We start from the raw sequence: 16,009 nt of genomic DNA, 5'->3' as shown, positions 1-16,009 counted from the left end.
CGAAGCGTGCCTCTACAACCGCTCCCCTGTGCGCACCGCCTTCACGCAACCGAAGCGCGACTCCTTGGACGGCGAGTAGCCGTAGAAGGACGTGTAGCACTTGCTGAAATGGCTGGGCGAGACGAAGCCGCAGGCCAGCCCCACCTCGTACATCGGCAGGCTGGAATGCTGCAGCAGGCGACGGCTTTCGGTAATGCGCAGCTCCAGGTAATAGCGTACCGGCGTGGTGCCCAGTTGGTCCTGGAACAGTCGCTCGATCTGCCGCTTGGAGCGCCCGACGTAGTTCGACAGCTGGTCCTGGCTCAGCGGTTCCTCGATGTTCGCGCTCATCAGGTTGATCGCCTCGCGCAATGGCTCGCTGAGCTTCTCGTGCAGTGCCGGGCGAGTGCGGCGGAAGCGGGACTCCTCGAAGGCCAGAATGTCGACGATGGCGTCCACCAGTTCGCGGCCGTGGCGCGCGTTGATCCACTCCAGCACCAGGTTGAAGGCGCCGGTGGGGCTGGCGGCGGTGAGGCGGTCGCGGTCGGCCTGGTAGCTCTCGCTGGTGACATCGCTGTGCCGGGCGATCTCCGCCAGCGCCGCGCGGTTCTCCGGGTGGATGGCGCAACGGTAGCCGTCCAGCAGGCCCGCCTGGCCGAGGAACCAGGCGCCGTTCCACAGGCCGGCGAGGGCGATGCCGCGGTCGGCGGCGATCCGCAGCAGGCGCGTCAGCTCGGGGGTCGCGCGCAGCGAGGTGCGCAAGCCGCCGCAGACCACCAGCAGGTCGAGCTCGGCGAGTTGCGCCGAGGTCAGTGTCGCGCCGGGGCAGATCACCAGGCCCAGGTCGCTGGTGACCGACTCGCCGTCGAGGCTGAAGGTCTGGGTGGCGAAGGTCTGTGCGCGGATGAGGTTGGCGGTGACCAGAGTATCCAGAGCCTGGGTGAAGGCCGGCAGGGAGAAGTGCTCCAGCAGCAGGAAGCCTACCCGCGCGAGACGGCCGGGCTCCCGGGACTCTCCGTCGAGATAGCGCAGGTTGCGCCTCTGCATGGCCCCACTGAACTGGCGGCGTTCGACCAATTGGCGGTTCTCCTGTGGGCAAGCGTCAACCGTGAACGGCCCGATGGCCGTGGGCGGGCTGGGAATGGGGGCGCCGTGAGACTCAAGCTAAGGCAGTGGCAGAGCTGTGAGTTACTCGACATCGTCGTGGGCATCGCCAAAAACGACATGGCCGGTCGGCGGGGCCGTCGGTCGCTCCCCTGCATTCGGGGCTAGGCTCAAGGCTTTGGTCCACCCCAGGTAATTCCGCCATGTCCCTTGTCCTTTTCGGCCATCTCTTTTCCTCCTACACGCAGAAGGTGCTGATCGCGCTGTACGAGAACGCCACGCCCTTCGAGTTCCGCGGCCTGGGCCCGGATGAGCCGGACAACGGTGCGCACTGGCTGCGCCTGTGGCCGCTGGCGAAGTTCCCGGTGCTGCTCGACGGTGAGCACAGCGTCGCCGAGACCAGCATCATCATCGAGTACCTCCACCTGAAGCATCCCGGCCCAGTGCGGCTGTTGCCGGACGATCCGCTGAAGGCGCTGGACGTGCGCTTCCTCGACCGCTTCTTCGACTGGCACGTGATGACCCCGGTGCAGCACGCCGTGCTGGGGGCCATGAGTGGCGAGGCGAGCAAGCGTGCCGAAGGCCTGGCCCACGCGGTGAGCAAGCTCGAACTGGCCTATGCGTGGCTGGAAGAGGAACTGGCTGGGCGCGCCTGGGCGGCGGGTGACAGCTTCAGCCTGGCCGACTGCGCTGCGGCACCTTCGCTGTTCTACGCCGACTGGACCCACCCCATCGGCGACCGCTACCCGACCCTGCGCGCCTACCGTTCGCGCCTGCTGGCGCGCCCGTCCTTCGCCCGCGCGGTAGAGGATGCGCGACCTCTGCGGACACTGTTCCCGCTGGGAGCGCCGGATCGCGATTGAGCGCAAAAAAATCCCCCGTGCGCTGCCGCGTCCGGGGGATGCAAGACCCGCACAGAGGATGCGCGGATGAGGTAGACGAGTGGAGAGTTACAGGCGAATCAGCACCGACTTCAGCTCGGTGTAGTGCTCGATGGCGGCGGCGCCCATTTCGCGGCCGAGGCCGGACATCTTGTAGCCACCGAAGGGCAACGCCGGGTCCAGAGCGCTGTGGCAGTTGACCCACACCGAGCCGGACTTGATGCGCGGCACCATGCGGTGCACCGCCGCCAGGTCGTTGGACCAGACGCTCGCGCCGAGGCCGTAGGGGCTGTCGTTGGCCAGGCGCAGGGCATCCTCGATGTCGTCGAAGGGCAGGGCGACCAGCACCGGGCCGAAGATCTCTTCCTGCACCAGCGGGTTCTTCTGGTCGACGTCGACGATCACCGTCGGCTTGACGAAGTAGCCGGGGCCGAACTGCTCGCCGCCGCAGGCGATGGTGGCGCCCTTGTCGCGGCCCAGTTCGATGTAGTCGAACACGCGTTTCTGCTGCTTGGCGGAGATCAGCGGGCCCATGTCGATGCTCGGGTCGAGCCCGTTGCCCAGCTTCATGCCGTTGGCGATGCCGGCGATGTCGGCCACCACGTTGTCGAAGTGCTTGCGCTGCACATACAGGCGCGATCCGGCGCAGCAGACCTGGCCCTGGTTGAAGAAGATCGCCTGGGCGGCGCCGGCTGCGGCGGTGGCCAGGTCGGCGTCGGCCATGACGATGGTCGGCGACTTGCCGCCCAGCTCCAGGGTCACGCGGGTCATGTTGTCCATGGCCGCCTTGCCGATCTGCTTGCCCACCGGCGTGGAGCCGGTAAAGGTCAGCTTGTCCACCAGCGGGTGGTGGGAGAGGGCGGCGCCCGCGGTGATGCCGGTGCCGGTGACGACGTTGAACACGCCGGCCGGGTAGCCCGCTTCGAGGACGAGTTCGGCAAGTTTCAGCGCGGACAGCGGCGTCTCGTCGGCGGGCTTGAGCACCACCGAGCAGCCGGTGGCCAGCGCCGGGCCGAGCTTCCAGCAGGCCAGCAGCAGCGGGAAGTTCCAGGCGACGATGGCGCCGACCACGCCGACGGCTTCGCGGCGGATGTAGCCGTGGAAGTCGCCGTCGGGCATCAGCGGCATGGACACATCCACCGTGCTGCCTTCGATCTTGGTGGCGTAGCCGGCCATGTAGCGCAGGAAGTCGATGGCCAGTTGCACGTCCATCACGCGGGCGACGGCGGCGCTCTTGCCATTGTTCAGGCACTCGAGTTCGGCCAGCAGGTCGGCGTCGCGTTCCATGAGGCCTGCGAGCTTCCACAGCAGGTTCTGCCGCTCACGCGGGCGGGTGCGGCTCCAGGCGGAGTCATCGAAGGCCTGGCGTGCGGCGCGCACGGCGCGGTCGACATCGTCGACGGTGCCGGCCGGCACCTGGCAGAGCACTTCGCCGGTGGCCGGATTGCGCAGGTCCATCAGGGCGCCGTCGCTGGCGGAGGTCCAGTCGGCACCGATGAGCATCTTCGGCGCGCGCTGCAGGAAGGCGCGGGATTCGGGCTTGATGGGCAGGGAAGCGAGCATTGCGGTGGCCTCTTGTTGTCTGTTCCAGGAACGTTGAGGCGGGATATCGCAACGGCTGTGCCAAGGCTGAAAATTGAAGGCAACTTTATGAATTAAAAGGATTTTATTTTTATGGAGGAAAAGAAAAAGGAAAGCCGCTGTCGCATTGTGCGACAGCGGCTGAGACGTCGGGCTCAGGTGCGGGTGATATCCCGGTCCTTGGTCTCCGGCAGGAACAGAATGCCCAGCACCGCCGTCATCACGGCAATGACGATGGGGTACCAGAGCCCGTAGTAGATGTCCCCGGTGGCCGCCACCATGGCGAAGGCGACGGTGGGCAGGAAGCCGCCGAACCAGCCGTTGCCGATGTGGTAGGGCAGCGACATGGAGGTGTAGCGGATACGCGTCGGGAACAGCTCCACCAGCCACGCGGCGATGGGGCCGTAGACCATGGTCACGTAGATCACCAGGACGGTCAGCAGCACCAGCATCATCAGGTGGTTGATCTTCGCCGGGTCGGCCTTCTCGGGGTAGCCGGCTTCCTTCAGCGAGGCGGCCAGTTGCGCGGTGAAGACTTCGGACTGCACCTTGAACTCTGCCGCCGGCATGCCGGCCCCTTCGAAGCTGGCGATGACCTTGTCGCCGATGTGCACCTGGGCGACGGCGCCCGTTTCGGCCTTGAGGTTTTCGTAGGGGATCGCGCGCTTGGCCAGCAGGCTTTTGGCCATGTCGCAGGAGCTGACGAATTTAGCCTTGCCCACCGGGTCGAACTGGAAGGCACAGGCGCTCGGGTCGGCGACCACCGTCACCGGGTTCTTCTCCTGGGCGGCGAACACGTCCGGGTTACCGAACTGGGTCAGCCCGTGGAAGATCGGGAAGTAGGTCAGCGCCGCGAGGATGCAGCCGGTCATGATGATCTTCTTGCGGCCGATGCGATCGGACAGGCTGCCGAAGAACACGAAGAACGGTGTGCCCAGCAGTAGGGAGCCGGCGATCAGCAGGTTGGCGGTCTGCGGGTCGATCTTCAGTGTCTGCAGCAGGAAGAACAGCGCGTAGAACTGCCCGGTGTACCAGACCACGGCCTGGCCGGCGGTGCCGCCGAGCAGCGACATGATCACTACCTTGAGGTTCTCCCAGCGGCCGAAGGACTCGGTCAGCGGCGCCTTGGAGGCCTTGCCTTCTTCCTTCATCTTCATGAACACCGGCGACTCGGCGAGTTGCAGGCGGATGTACACCGAGATGATCAGCAGCAGGATCGACAGCAGGAACGGAATCCGCCAGCCCCAGGCTTCGAACGCCTCGGTGCCGAGCACGGTGCGGCAGGCCATGATCACCAGCAGCGAGAGGAACAGGCCGAGGGTCGCGGTGGTCTGGATCCACGAGGTGAAGAAGCCCCGCTTGCCCTTGGGCGCGTGCTCGGCGACGTAGGTCGCCGCGCCGCCGTACTCGCCGCCCAGCGCCAGGCCCTGCAGCAGGCGCAGGGTGATGAGGATGATCGGCGCAGCGACGCCGATGGTGGAGTAGGCCGGTAGCAGGCCGACTACGGCGGTGGACACGCCCATGATGACGATGGTGATGAGGAAGGTGTGCTTGCGCCCGATCATGTCGCCCAGGCGGCCGAACACGATGGCGCCGAAGGGCCGCACCGCGAAGCCGGCGGCGAAGGCCAGCAGGGCGAAGATGAAGGCGGTGGTTTCGTTGACTCCGGCGAAGAAGTGCTTGGCGATGATCGCCGCCAGGGAGCCATAGAGGTAGAAGTCGTACCACTCGAAAACGGTGCCCAGGGAGGAGGCAAAGATGACCTTGCGCTCCTCCTTCGTCACTCCGGTGGAAGGCGCGTTGCCCGCGGACGGGCTGTATGTCTGTGCCATGTTCGTCTCCGTCTTGTTGTTGTGTTGGGCCGGAGTCCCTCAATACCGTTACCGCACTCGAGCCCAGGGCTGATGTCAGGTCGTACGGATTGCGCGAAGCTTGAATACAGGCAGCCCTGCGGCACGTCGCAAGGTCAATGAGAAGCATAATCGGCCTGCCGCGGATATCCACTGGCCATCACCGGAAAAGCCCCGGCTGGCGCGGATTGGCACCTGTTCTGGACAAGCGGTGGGAAGTGACGCGTCTGGCTGGCGCCTTTCTCGGGAGCGGTATTCGATGATGGCTTTCTGCTGTTAGACCATCGTCTATAACGGGTGGAGCTGTCTCAGGCTGCTACAGCTGTCGCGATCTGCCACGCCGCATTGCCCATCGCGTGAGCGCAGCCTGCTGTTTCACAAGGATTTTCCCCCCTGGCACGCAACGTGAAGAGCGCTGGGTTTCGCCAAGCGCCGCGTCGGCGCTGCACAAGGAGGCCTGGCTTGAAGAGGATGCATCTGTCGTTGCCGTGGATGGCGGGGCCGTCGGCCGCCGCGCTGACCTGCCTTTTGCTGTGGTTGCTGCCCGGCGTGGGCAACGCTTTGCTCTGGGCGCTGGCGGGTCTGATTGCCCTGGGCGCCATCCGCCATGAATGGCGAGGGCCGGCTTGGCCGATTGCCGTCGGTGCGCTCTGCGGCGCCTGCCAGGCGCTGGCGTTGCACCTGGTGGCCGACCACTTTCAGCTGCGTTATGCGTGGCTCTACAGCAGCGCGGGGCTGCCGGCCTACCTGAAGTTTTCCAATCTCTGGGGTGGCGACGAAGGCACGGTGCTGCTGCTGGCGACCTTCTGCATGGCGATCGCCCTGAAAAGCGCCGCGCTGCCCGGTTGGGCGGGGCGCGGCATGGCGCTGATCGCTGCCTGGTATGCCGCCACCGCCGCCTGGCTCGGACCGTTCAGTGCGACGCCGGCTGACTGGTTGGCGGCGCAGCCGAGCCAGGGCATGAACGCGCACCTGCAGACGTTCTGGATGTCGTTGCATGCGCCGCTGATTCTCTGCGCCTACGCCTGGGTGCTGGCGCCCGCCGGGGCCGCGCTCGAAGCGCTGGGGCGAGGCGGGCACGCCTACGCCTGGGTGATGCCGCGCTACAGCCGTCGTGCCTGGCTGATCCTCAGTGCCGGTATCGGCGTCGGCATGGCCTGGGCCATGGAAGATTTCACCTACGGCCAGCTGTGGCACTGGGACCCGGTGCAGACCTCGGCCTTCATCATCTGGGCGCTGCTTGGCGCGGTGTTGCACGGCGCCCGTCGCTGGCGCGCTGACGGCGCCTACGCACGTCTGCTGCCGGTGCTCAGCCTGCTGGCGGCGGCCATGGCCTGCGGCGCCATGGCGGTGACCCGCAGCACGCTGCTGGCCAGCTCGCACCGCTACATCGGCACCACGTCCTGGCTCAGCCACCTGGCGTTGGCGGCGATCCTGCTGGCCCTGGCGGCGTTCCACCTGCTGGCCGGATGGCGATCCCGCAAGCGGGCAGGGCGGCGGCGCGGAGCCTCGGACTGGACGCTGGACGTGGCCATCTACCTGTTCGCCGGCACCGGCCTGCTGGCCCTCGGCGTGCTGCTCCAGGCGCACCTCTACGAATGGCTGGGGATGGAGCGGCCGAGCGAGCTGAAACCCTTCTTCGAAACCCTGACCGCCTGGGCCACCACCGCCGAGATGGACAGCCTGCGTCGCGCCTTCGACCAGTGGGACGTCAACGGCTACGGCCTGGCGCACTGGGTGGTGCCGCTGCTGGCGGCCCTCGGCCTGATGGGCGGCTACAGCTTCCTGCGTCGATGTGGACGACCGCGGCCGGCGCTGCTGGCAACTGCCCTGATGGCCGCCCTGATGCTCTGGACCGGCTGGCGCGGCGGTTGGCTGAGCGGCGGCTACAACGGCGACGGCATGCTTTCGCAGAATATCGTGCAGGTGCTGCCCTGGCTGGACGCGGCGCTGCTGGGGGGCGCCTTCCTGATGGGCAGTTGCCTGCTGTGGGGCGTGCAGAGCCTGTGGCGCAGCCGACGCCTAGGCAACCTGCGCTACAGCGGCGGGCTGGCGCTGGTGCACGGCGGCGCGGTGATTGCGCTGGTGGGCGGGCTGGCCGCCACGGCGCTGAACAGCTACCAGCAGATCAGCATCCCGCCGGGCACGTCCTTTGAGCAGTGGCACGCGGTGATCGGCGGCATGCAGATGCGCGTCTCGCCGGATTCCAGCCGCCCGGATTTCTCCGGTTACCACGCGGTGGCCAAGGTCGAGTTGCGCGACGGCGAGCGCACATTGGCCGGCCACGCGCTGTTCCAGGACAGCCGCGGCAACCCGCCGGCCTACCAGGGCCCGGTCCGCCAACTCTGCGAAATCCTCGACTACCACTACGCGCGCTTCGCCTCGGACCGCGGCTACGTGCTGCATCCCTTCATCGTTCGCGGCTGGAGGGGCGATCTGCAGATATGGGTGCCAGCCTCGGCGCGTCTGCTCAACCAGCCCGGCGACGACATTGAGAGCGTGGTGGTGGTGCGCCGCTTTCCGTTCCTCTCGCTGGTCTGGATCGGCCTGCTCACCATGCTGTTCGGCGCCCTGATGCTGCCGGCGGGCGGCACTTTGCGCAGGCAGGACCATACTGCTTCGCAGGGTGTCTCACAGGCCCTGTCTCAGAGTTAGACAGCAATCGCGAAATGTGACGTCGCAACCCCGCTGCCACCCGCCGGGCGTGCCGGCAAGTACCGCCGGAAGCCTGAGTAGGCGGGGTTTGCAAAGGAGTGGCACACAACCTGCTAAACCGCTTTCAAGAGCTCGCTCTTAGCCCATCGGTGGGCGCCAATAACCAACAAGAATACCGAGGAGGCCTGACCTTGAAGATGACACGACTTCGGCACTATCTGGGTGCCGGAACCCTGGCCGCAATGGCCCTTGCGCTGCACCAGACGGCCGAGGCCGCACCCGAGGGCCAGGCGATCATCAACGCCAAGTGCCAGGCGTGCCACACGCCCGAAGGCAACAACTCCCTCAGCCGTATCAGTCATCAGCGGAAGACCCCCGAGGGCTGGCTGATGAGCATCGGCCGCATGCAGGTGATGTACGGCCTGAAGATCACCGACGAGGAGCGTCGTGCGGTGGTCAAGTTCCTCGCCGACAAGCAGGGCCTGGCGCCCAGCGAGACCGAAGGCGTGCGCTACGCCCTCGAGCGCCGGCTGAACACTGTCGAGACATTCGATACCAACTTCGAGCAGATGTGCGCCCGTTGCCACTCGGGCGCGCGCATCGCCCTGCAGCGCCGCCCGGCGGCGGAGTGGGAGAAGCTGGTGAACTTCCACCTCGGCCGCTGGCCGTCGCTGGAATACCAGGCCCTGGCCCGTGACCGTGACTGGTTCGACCTGGCGAAGAAGGAGATGGTCCCGGAGCTGGCCAAACGCTTCCCGCTGGAAGACAAGGCCTGGAGCGACTGGCAGAAGAACCGGCCCAAGGCCGAGACACTGGCTGGCGAATGGAGCTTCGCCGGGCACATGCCGGGCAAGGGCGATGTCGCCGGCAGCATGAAAGTGGCAAAGGACGGCGACGACGCCTTCAAGGTCAGCGTGACCGGCAAGTATGCCGACGGTTCGCCGTTCGATGGCGAGGGCAGCGCTGTGCTCTACAACGGCTACGAATGGCGCGGCGCGGTGAAGGTCGGTGACGTCACCATGCGCCAGGTGTTCGCCGCCCTGAACGGCCAGATGCAGGGCCGCATGTTCGACAAGGCCCACGACGAGCGCGGCCTGGACTTCGTCGCCGCACAGAACGGCACCAGCCGCGTCCTGGGCGTGCAGCCGGCGTACCTGAAGGCGGGCGCCGAGACCGAAGTCAGCGTCATCGGCAGCGGCCTGAAAGGCAAGCCGTCGTTCGGCCCGGGCGTCGAGGTGGTGTCGGTGGTTTCCGCGACGCCCGAGCGCGTGACCGTCAAGGTCAAGGCTGCCGACTCCGCTGCCGTCGGCGAGCGCGATGTTGCCGTGGGCAGCGCCAAGGGTGGAAGCCTCGCGGTGTACAAGGACATCGCCGAAGTGAAGGTGGTGCCGGAGTTCTCCATCTCCCGCATCGGCGGCAATGGCGGCTCGACGCCCAAGGTCCAGGGCAGCTTCGACGCCGAGGCCTGGGGCAAGGGTGCCGACGGCAAACCGTTCCGCATCGGCGTGTTCCCCGCGCAGTGGTCGGTGGAGCCGTTCGACGACCGCGCCAAGGAAGACCAGGACGTGAAGTACGCCGGGGTGATGGACGCCGACAGCGGCATCTTCACGCCGGGTGACGCCGGCCCGAACCCGGCGCGCAAGATGATGACCAACAATGCCGGCAACCTGAAGGTAATCGCCGCGGTGGACGACGCCGGCCAGTCGCACAAGGGCGAAGGGCACATGATCGTCACCGTGCAGCGTTGGAACAACCCGCCGATTCCGTGATGCGGGATCGGATGAACTGAACCCTTGAGCCCCGTTTTCGGACGGGGATTGGCAAGCAAGTTCCGGGAGGTCGCCATGGGCGCCATCTTGAATCTGGTCGAACGCAACCTGCATGAAGTGCAGGTCGACGCCGACCGCCTGTTGTTCCATATCCCCAGCTCCTCGCTGTTCGCCAGCGACGAGTTGACCGGCGGGATCATCGACGCGCTGCGCGGGCATGCCTGCTCGCCGGACGAGCTGACCCAACGCCTGGCCGGGCGCTTCGGCGCCGAGGAAATCGACGAGACCCTGCGCGAGCTGATCGCGCTGGAGCTGGTCAGCGACGGCTCGCCGCTGACCCCTGAAATCGGTATCAAGAAGGTTGACCGCACCGCACTCAATACCGTGGTGCTGAACGTCAATACCGGTTGTAACCTCAGCTGCACCTACTGTTACAAGGAAGACCTGGACAAGCCTTCCGCCGGCAAGAAGATGGGTGCGGAAACCGCCGAGGCCTCGGTGGAAATGCTGATCCAGGAGTCCCCCGACGAGCAGCGCTACACCGTGGTGTTCTTCGGCGGCGAGCCGCTGTCCAACCGCCCGCTGATCGAGCACATGGTCGCTTACTGCGAGCGCCGTTTCGGCGACCTGGGCAAGACGGTGGACTTCGTCATGACCACCAACGCCACGCTGCTCACCGAGGAAATCGTCGACTGGCTCAACGCCCATCGCTTCGGGCTGTCCATCAGCATCGACGGGCCGAAGACGGTGCATGACCGCAACCGCATCACCGTGGGCGGGCAGGGCACCTATGACGTAGTGCGGCGCAAGGCCGACATGCTGCTGTCGCGCTACACCGCGCGGCCGGTCGGCGCGCGGGTGACGCTGACCACCGGCGTCACCGATGTCGAGACCATCTGGAACCACCTGTTCAACGAGATGGGTTTTGCCGAAGTCGGCTTCGCCCCGGTCACCTCGGGCGACATCAGCAGCTACAACCTCACCGGAGACGAGCTGAAGGCGGTCTTCGCCGGCATGAAGGCCCTCGGCCGGCGCTACCTGGACGAGGCGCTGGAAGGGCGCAACATTGGCTTCTCCAACCTGCACCAGCTGATCACCGATATCCACGAAGGGCAGAAGAAGGCCCTGCCGTGCGGCGCCGGGCTGAAGATGCTGGCGGTGGACCACAAGGGCGAGTTGAACCTGTGCCATCGCTTCACCGGCTCCTCGCTGCCGACCTTCGGCAACGTCCATGAAGGGGTGAAGCAGGCCGAGCTGAACGACTTCCTTTCCCAGCGTCTGGACCGCACCGACACCGGCTGCGCCAGCTGCCACATCCGCAACCTCTGCTCCGGCGGCTGCTACCACGAGAGCTATGCGCGCTACGGCGACCCGGCGCACCCCACCTACCACTACTGCGAACTGATGAGGGACTGGGTCGATTTCGGTATCGAGGTCTACAGCCGGATCATGGCTTCCAACCCCAGCTTCATCGACCGCCACATCACTCCGCGGAAGGCGCACTGACATGAAACATCTGAAAGCGATCAACACCAAAGCACAGAAGCTCGAACAGGCCGCCGCCGAGGATCGCATCGAGGACGTGGTGGCGATGAACTCCGTGGCCGGCTGCGCGGCCACCACCGACCCGGGCTGGGAAGTCGACGTGTTCGGCGGCGTGTCCTCGCTCTGCCAGCCGATGGAAGCGGACCTCTACGGCTGCTCCGACCCCTGCTGGTGGCCGGCCCAGGTGCCGGACATGATGAGCACCTACCCCGACTGGAACAAGGATGCGCAGGCCTCGGCCGAGAACTGGCGCAACCTCGGCACCGTATTCCCGGACGACAAATGACCGGACTGACGAATATCGGCCCAAAGAGCATGGACCAGAAGAACAAGAGGAAAACCTGCATGTCCAGAAAAGCATTCGCCGCCGCGCTCGGTGGCCTCTCGCTGGCCTGCGCGCTGCAAGCCGTCGCCGCCGATGCCGGCACCGACACCGGCAAAGCGCTGGAAAGTGGCCACGAGTACCTGATCAGCACCAACTACCCGAACAACCTGCACGTCATCGACATGCAGACCGACAAGCTCTACAAGACCTGCGCGATCCCCGGCGCCTATGGCCCGGGCATGACCCAGCTGTCGCCGGATCGCAAGGTCGCCTACATCCTCAGCAACCACTACGCGGACATCTACGGCATCCAGCTCGATGACTGCAAACCGGTGTTCCACGCCACCATCGCGCAGAAGCCGGGCGAGAACGCGCGGGCGATGTTCTCCATGACCGTCAGCCACGACGGCAAGGAGATCTACGCCATCGCCAACCCGACGCTGATCCTCTCCGAACACTACGAAGTGCAGCAGCCGCGCCTGCAGGTCTACTCGGTGGCAGACGGCATGGGCGCCAAGCCGGTGCGCACCTTCCCGGCGCCGCGCCAGCTGACCATCATGCAGAGCGGCGATGACGGCACCCTCTACGTGGCGGGCCCGGACATCTACAAGGTGGACGTGAAGACCGGCAAGTTCGACGTGATCATCCCCAGCCGCAACTGGAAGCGCCCCAACTACGCGCCGCCAGATGTGCTCTACGTGTGGAACCAGCAGACCTACCCGCGTGACTTCTCGCTGCTCTACACCACGGCGAAGTTCAAGGACGCCAAGCAGGACATGGCCACGGCCGATTTCCTCTACGGCTTCTTCAACATCGACCTGGCCACCGGCAAGACCGAGACCGTCGATTTCGGCCCGGTCACCGAGGTGTACTTCAGCGGTATTCGCTCGGCCAAGGACCGCAATGTCATCTACGGCGTGCTGAACCGCCTGGCCAAGTACGACATCAAGGAGCAGAAGCTGGTCAAGGCGGCGAACCTGGACCACTCCTACTACTGCCTGTCGACCAACAAGGCCGGCAACAAGCTGTACCTGACCGGCACCCTGAACGACGTGGCGATCTACGATGCCGACAGCCTGGAGCGCATCGGCGATCTGAAGCTGCCCGGCGGCGACATGGCGATCACCACCAGCCAGGCCTTCGTGGCCAACTGATTCACCTTCGCTGTACCGGACTGCCCGGAGCACTTGCGTACTCCGGGCAGTTTCGTTTCCGGCCCGCAATCCCGGCTCAGATTTCCGGAGCGGGCCTCAGGTACCGCTGCGCCCCGCAGCGCGCACAGCGCTGGCACAGCATCGGCACATGGCCGATCTCGGTCAGATTCCCTTCATCCCAAACACAGCCCAGGAAAAAGCAGCGCAATCGCATGTGTCCTCCTCCGGCAACGCCGGTGTTGAGACAGGCAGAAAGGTGCAGGTGTGGCTCCCGGTTTGTTCTTGTGTGGAGACGCCCGAGAGGTTCTCGCGAGCGCTCTAGAATGGGCAATCTAAACCGCCCAATGGCCTTCATGGCCTGTGCGGTGCGGTCTGTCGCCACGCCGGTTACCACTCGTCACCCTCAGGGAATGGACCTTGACAGTTAATATTATGAGCATAATATTCACCTTCAGATGACGGCCATAATCTGAATCGGGTCGGACATTCCAGACGGCCAATCGGCCCTACCCACCTTGCATGCGGGGCAACCGCCTCACTGGAGACAGAACCATGAATGCCAAATCCGAACTGGGCCGCGCACTGATCACCGGTGCTTCCTCCGGCATCGGCGCCACCTACGCCCAGCGCTTCGCCGCCCAGGGCTACGACCTGCTGCTGGTGGCCCGCGACCAGCAACGCCTGGAGGCCCTGGCCGCACGGCTGGGCGAGGAGTACGGCGTTTCCGTGGATGTGCTCAAGGCCGACCTCACCCGTCGCGAGGATCGTGCCCGCGTCGAAGCGCGCCTGGCCGAAGACAGCAGCATCAGCCTGCTGCTGAACAATGCCGGTGTCGCCATCAACGGCACCCTGCTGGAGACCGACCTGGACCGCCTGGAAAGCATGATCGAGCTGAACGTCACCGCCACCGCGCGCCTGGCCGGCGCTGCCGCCAAGGCCTTCGCCGGGCGCGGGCGCGGCACCATCATCAACGTGGCCTCGGTGCTGGCCCTGGCGCCGGAGCTGTTCAACGGCAGCTACAGCGCCACCAAGGCCTTCGTGCTCAACCTGACCCAATCCATGCAGCAGGAACTGGCGCCGCAGGGCCTGCGTATCCAGGCCGTGCTGCCGGGTGCCACCCGCACTGAAATCTGGGATCGCGCTGGCACCGATATCTCCGCACTGCCGGCGGAAATGCTGATGGACGTGAACCACATGGTCGACGCCGCGCTGGCCGGCCTGGCCCAGGGCGAAGTAGTGACCCTGCCGGCGCTGCCGGATGCCGGCGAGTTCGACGCCTTCACCGCTGCGCGCCTGAAATTGGCGCCGAACCTCTCGCGCAGCGTGCCGGCGCAGCGCTACGGAGTTGCAGTGGGCTAACCGAGTAACTGAGTGGCGAAAAGCTTGCCCCGGCCTTGCGCCGGGGCTTTTTTATGCGCGGCTCTTTGTAGGAGCGAGCTTGCTCGCGAACCTGCAAGGCACGCTGCCAAGCGGTTCGCGAGCATGGACTGGGCGTCCCCCTCGGTCCTGCGGGTGTCTCTTATTCCGCCGCGCCGATTTCCCGCTTCAGGTGCCGGCGGGTGCTGTCCAGGATGCGCTCGGCCAGCTCGGTGTCCGCCACGCTGCGCGACAGCACGAGCGCGCCAATCAGGGTGGCGAGCAGGGCGACGCTTTGGTCCTCGGCATGCTCGGTTGGCAGCGCCTGCTCGATGGCTTTGATGCGTGCCTGGACGATGGCGTCCGTGGTGGCGCTGGCATGCCCGCGGGCGCCCAGTTCGGCAGAGATGGTCGGCAACGGGCAGCCCTTGCCCGGCGTGTTGCGATGGCCGGTGGAGAGGTACTGGTCGATGAAGCCGGGCAGCGGGTCGTCCTTGGCGAACTGCTGGTCGACCACCGGGCGCAGTTGCTCGGCGGCCTGCTGCAGGGCGATTTCCACCAGTTCGTCCTTGGACTTGAAGTGCGCGTAAAAGCCGCCGTGGGTCAGGCCCAGCGCCTTCATCAACGTCTGCAGGCCGGTGGCGTCGACGCCTTCGCTGCGGAAGCGCTGTGCCGCCTCGTTGATGATGCGTTCGCGGGTCTGGGCCTTGTGGTCTTCGGAGTAACGCATGACCGGGTGTCTCCTGCGGTGCATGGAATGCTGGGTGACATTCTAACGCAGGGTGGGTGAGGAGAGGTGATTCAGGGCAGAGGTGTGGATGGAGTTGCAGGAGCGAGCTTGCTCGCGAACGAACCCCCGCAGCGGGTCCAGGTTCGCGAGCAAGGACCAGGCGTTCCCCTCGCTCCCACAAACGTCAATAGCGCTCGGTAACCGTCAGCGAACAGCTTCCAGCAACGTCGCCACACCTTGCCCGCCACCAATGCACTGGGTGGCAATGGCATAACGCCCGCCGGTTTCCTTCAGCAGCGCCGCCGCCTTGCCGGTGATGCGCGCGCCGGTTGCGCCCAGCGGGTGACCGATGGCCAGAGCGCCGCCGTGCAGGTTGACGCGGTCGATATCCAGCTCAAGCCCGCGCAGGCAGGCCAGTGCCTGGCTGGAGAAGGCTTCGTTGATTTCCACCAGGTCGATGTCGGCCATGCGCAGACCCGCGCGGTCGAGCAGCTTGCGGGTGGCATAGAGCGGGCCCATGCCCATGATTTCCGGCGGGCAGCCAACCACGGCGACGGCTTTCACCCGCGCCAGGATGTCCAGCCCATGGGCACGGGCGAAGTCTTCGCTGCACACCAGCACGGCCGCTGCGCCATCGGTGAGGGGGGAGGCAGTACCCGCGGTGACGCTGCCGCCGAACGCCGGTTTGAGCTGCGCCAGCGCCTCCAGGTTGGTGCCGGGGCGGATGCAGCCGTCCTCGTTGACCACGCCGTTGGGTGTGTCGATGGGCACGATCTCCGCGGCCAGCAGCCCTTGCTCGCGGGCACGGGCCGCCTTGGCATGGGAGTCCACCGCCATGGCTTCCTGGTCCGCGCGCGAGATGCCGAAGCGCTCGGCGACGATTTCCGCTGTCTGCCCCATCGGCATGTAGGCCTGCGGGAATTCGGCCAGCAGGTGCGGGTTGGGTGACAGGTTGAAGCCACCCATGGGCACGCGGGTCATGGATTCCACACCGGCGCAGATGAACGCATCGCCGGCGCCGAGCTGGATCTGCCCGGCGGCGAAGTGGATGGACGTCATGGACGAGCCGCAGAWCGGAAG

Annotated in this window: 13 protein-coding genes; 7 read left to right on the top strand and 6 right to left on the bottom strand. The window is 66.0% G+C overall.

Features of this window, described 5'->3' with window-relative positions; translation table 11 throughout:
* Positions 1-12: 12 nt before the first annotated feature.
* Positions 13-1,026: a GlxA family transcriptional regulator gene (locus tag A9513_RS04860; RefSeq protein WP_141678342.1), complete on the bottom strand. Its 1,014-nt coding sequence runs from the start codon at positions 1,024-1,026 to the stop codon at positions 13-15.
* 260 nt (positions 1,027-1,286) lie between these two features.
* On the opposite strand from A9513_RS04860, the gene A9513_RS04855 reads away from it, so the two are divergent.
* Positions 1,287-1,946, top strand: a complete 660-nt coding sequence (locus A9513_RS04855; protein WP_065084113.1) for a glutathione S-transferase family protein — start codon at positions 1,287-1,289, stop codon at positions 1,944-1,946.
* An 87-nt stretch (positions 1,947-2,033) separates the two neighbouring features.
* Here A9513_RS04855 and A9513_RS04850 read toward each other — a convergent pair whose 3' ends face one another.
* Together A9513_RS04850 and A9513_RS04845 are read right to left on the bottom strand one after the other, a co-directional pair.
* Positions 2,034-3,527: an aldehyde dehydrogenase gene (locus tag A9513_RS04850; protein ID WP_065084112.1), complete on the bottom strand. Its 1,494-nt coding sequence runs from the start codon at positions 3,525-3,527 to the stop codon at positions 2,034-2,036.
* A 173-nt stretch (positions 3,528-3,700) separates the two neighbouring features.
* Positions 3,701-5,377, bottom strand: a complete 1,677-nt coding sequence (locus A9513_RS04845) for an MFS transporter (protein WP_065084111.1) — start codon at positions 5,375-5,377, stop codon at positions 3,701-3,703.
* A gap of 489 nt (positions 5,378-5,866) precedes the next feature.
* Between A9513_RS04845 and ccsA the strand changes: the two genes are divergently transcribed.
* The 5 genes from ccsA to peaD all read left to right on the top strand — a co-directional run bounded on the left by ccsA (position 5,867) and on the right by peaD (position 12,843).
* Positions 5,867-8,050 (top strand): cytochrome c biogenesis protein CcsA, encoded by a 2,184-nt coding sequence (ccsA, locus tag A9513_RS04840; protein ID WP_065084110.1) that lies wholly within the window; start codon positions 5,867-5,869, stop codon positions 8,048-8,050.
* Positions 8,051-8,247: 197 nt separating this feature from the next.
* Entirely contained in the window at positions 8,248-9,819 is a 1,572-nt protein-coding gene (peaA, locus tag A9513_RS04835) for a quinohemoprotein amine dehydrogenase subunit alpha (protein WP_065084135.1), read from the top strand.
* Positions 9,820-9,894: 75 nt separating this feature from the next.
* A complete protein-coding gene (peaB, locus tag A9513_RS04830) occupies positions 9,895-11,325 on the top strand; it encodes a quinohemoprotein amine dehydrogenase maturation protein (protein ID WP_024765571.1) in 1,431 nt (476 codons plus the stop codon).
* Between the two features lies 1 nt (position 11,326).
* On the top strand, positions 11,327-11,650 hold the full coding sequence (qhpC, locus tag A9513_RS04825; RefSeq protein WP_015477047.1) for a quinohemoprotein amine dehydrogenase subunit gamma: 324 nt from the start codon (positions 11,327-11,329) through the stop codon (positions 11,648-11,650).
* A gap of 59 nt (positions 11,651-11,709) precedes the next feature.
* Positions 11,710-12,843, top strand: coding sequence for a quinohemoprotein amine dehydrogenase subunit beta (gene peaD / locus A9513_RS04820; protein WP_083195996.1), 1,134 nt, complete (start codon positions 11,710-11,712; stop codon positions 12,841-12,843).
* 76 nt (positions 12,844-12,919) lie between these two features.
* On the opposite strand, the gene A9513_RS36705 is transcribed toward peaD, so the two are convergent.
* On the bottom strand, positions 12,920-13,057 hold the full coding sequence (locus tag A9513_RS36705) for a PSPA7_2676 family Cys-rich small protein (RefSeq protein WP_280050495.1): 138 nt from the start codon (positions 13,055-13,057) through the stop codon (positions 12,920-12,922).
* Positions 13,058-13,395: 338 nt separating this feature from the next.
* On the opposite strand from A9513_RS36705, the gene A9513_RS04815 reads away from it, so the two are divergent.
* The gene (locus A9513_RS04815; protein WP_037013022.1) at positions 13,396-14,202 is read left to right on the top strand and encodes an SDR family oxidoreductase; all 807 of its coding nucleotides are present in this window, start codon (positions 13,396-13,398) and stop codon (positions 14,200-14,202) included.
* A gap of 160 nt (positions 14,203-14,362) precedes the next feature.
* Here the strand turns inward: A9513_RS04815 and A9513_RS04810 are convergent, their stop codons facing one another.
* Entirely contained in the window at positions 14,363-14,929 is a 567-nt protein-coding gene (locus A9513_RS04810; RefSeq protein ID WP_065084108.1) for a TetR/AcrR family transcriptional regulator, read from the bottom strand.
* A 204-nt stretch (positions 14,930-15,133) separates the two neighbouring features.
* A partial coding sequence (locus tag A9513_RS04805; RefSeq protein ID WP_065084107.1) for a thiolase family protein occupies positions 15,134-16,009 on the bottom strand: 876 nt, incomplete at its 5' end.

Origin of the sequence: Pseudomonas sp. AU12215 (assembly GCF_001675465.2) — a bacterium.
Taxonomy (GTDB): Bacteria; Pseudomonadota; Gammaproteobacteria; order Pseudomonadales; family Pseudomonadaceae; genus Pseudomonas; species Pseudomonas nitroreducens.
The sequence above is the reverse complement of the archived record's forward strand: the minus strand, read 5'-3'. Positions and strand labels throughout refer to the sequence as shown.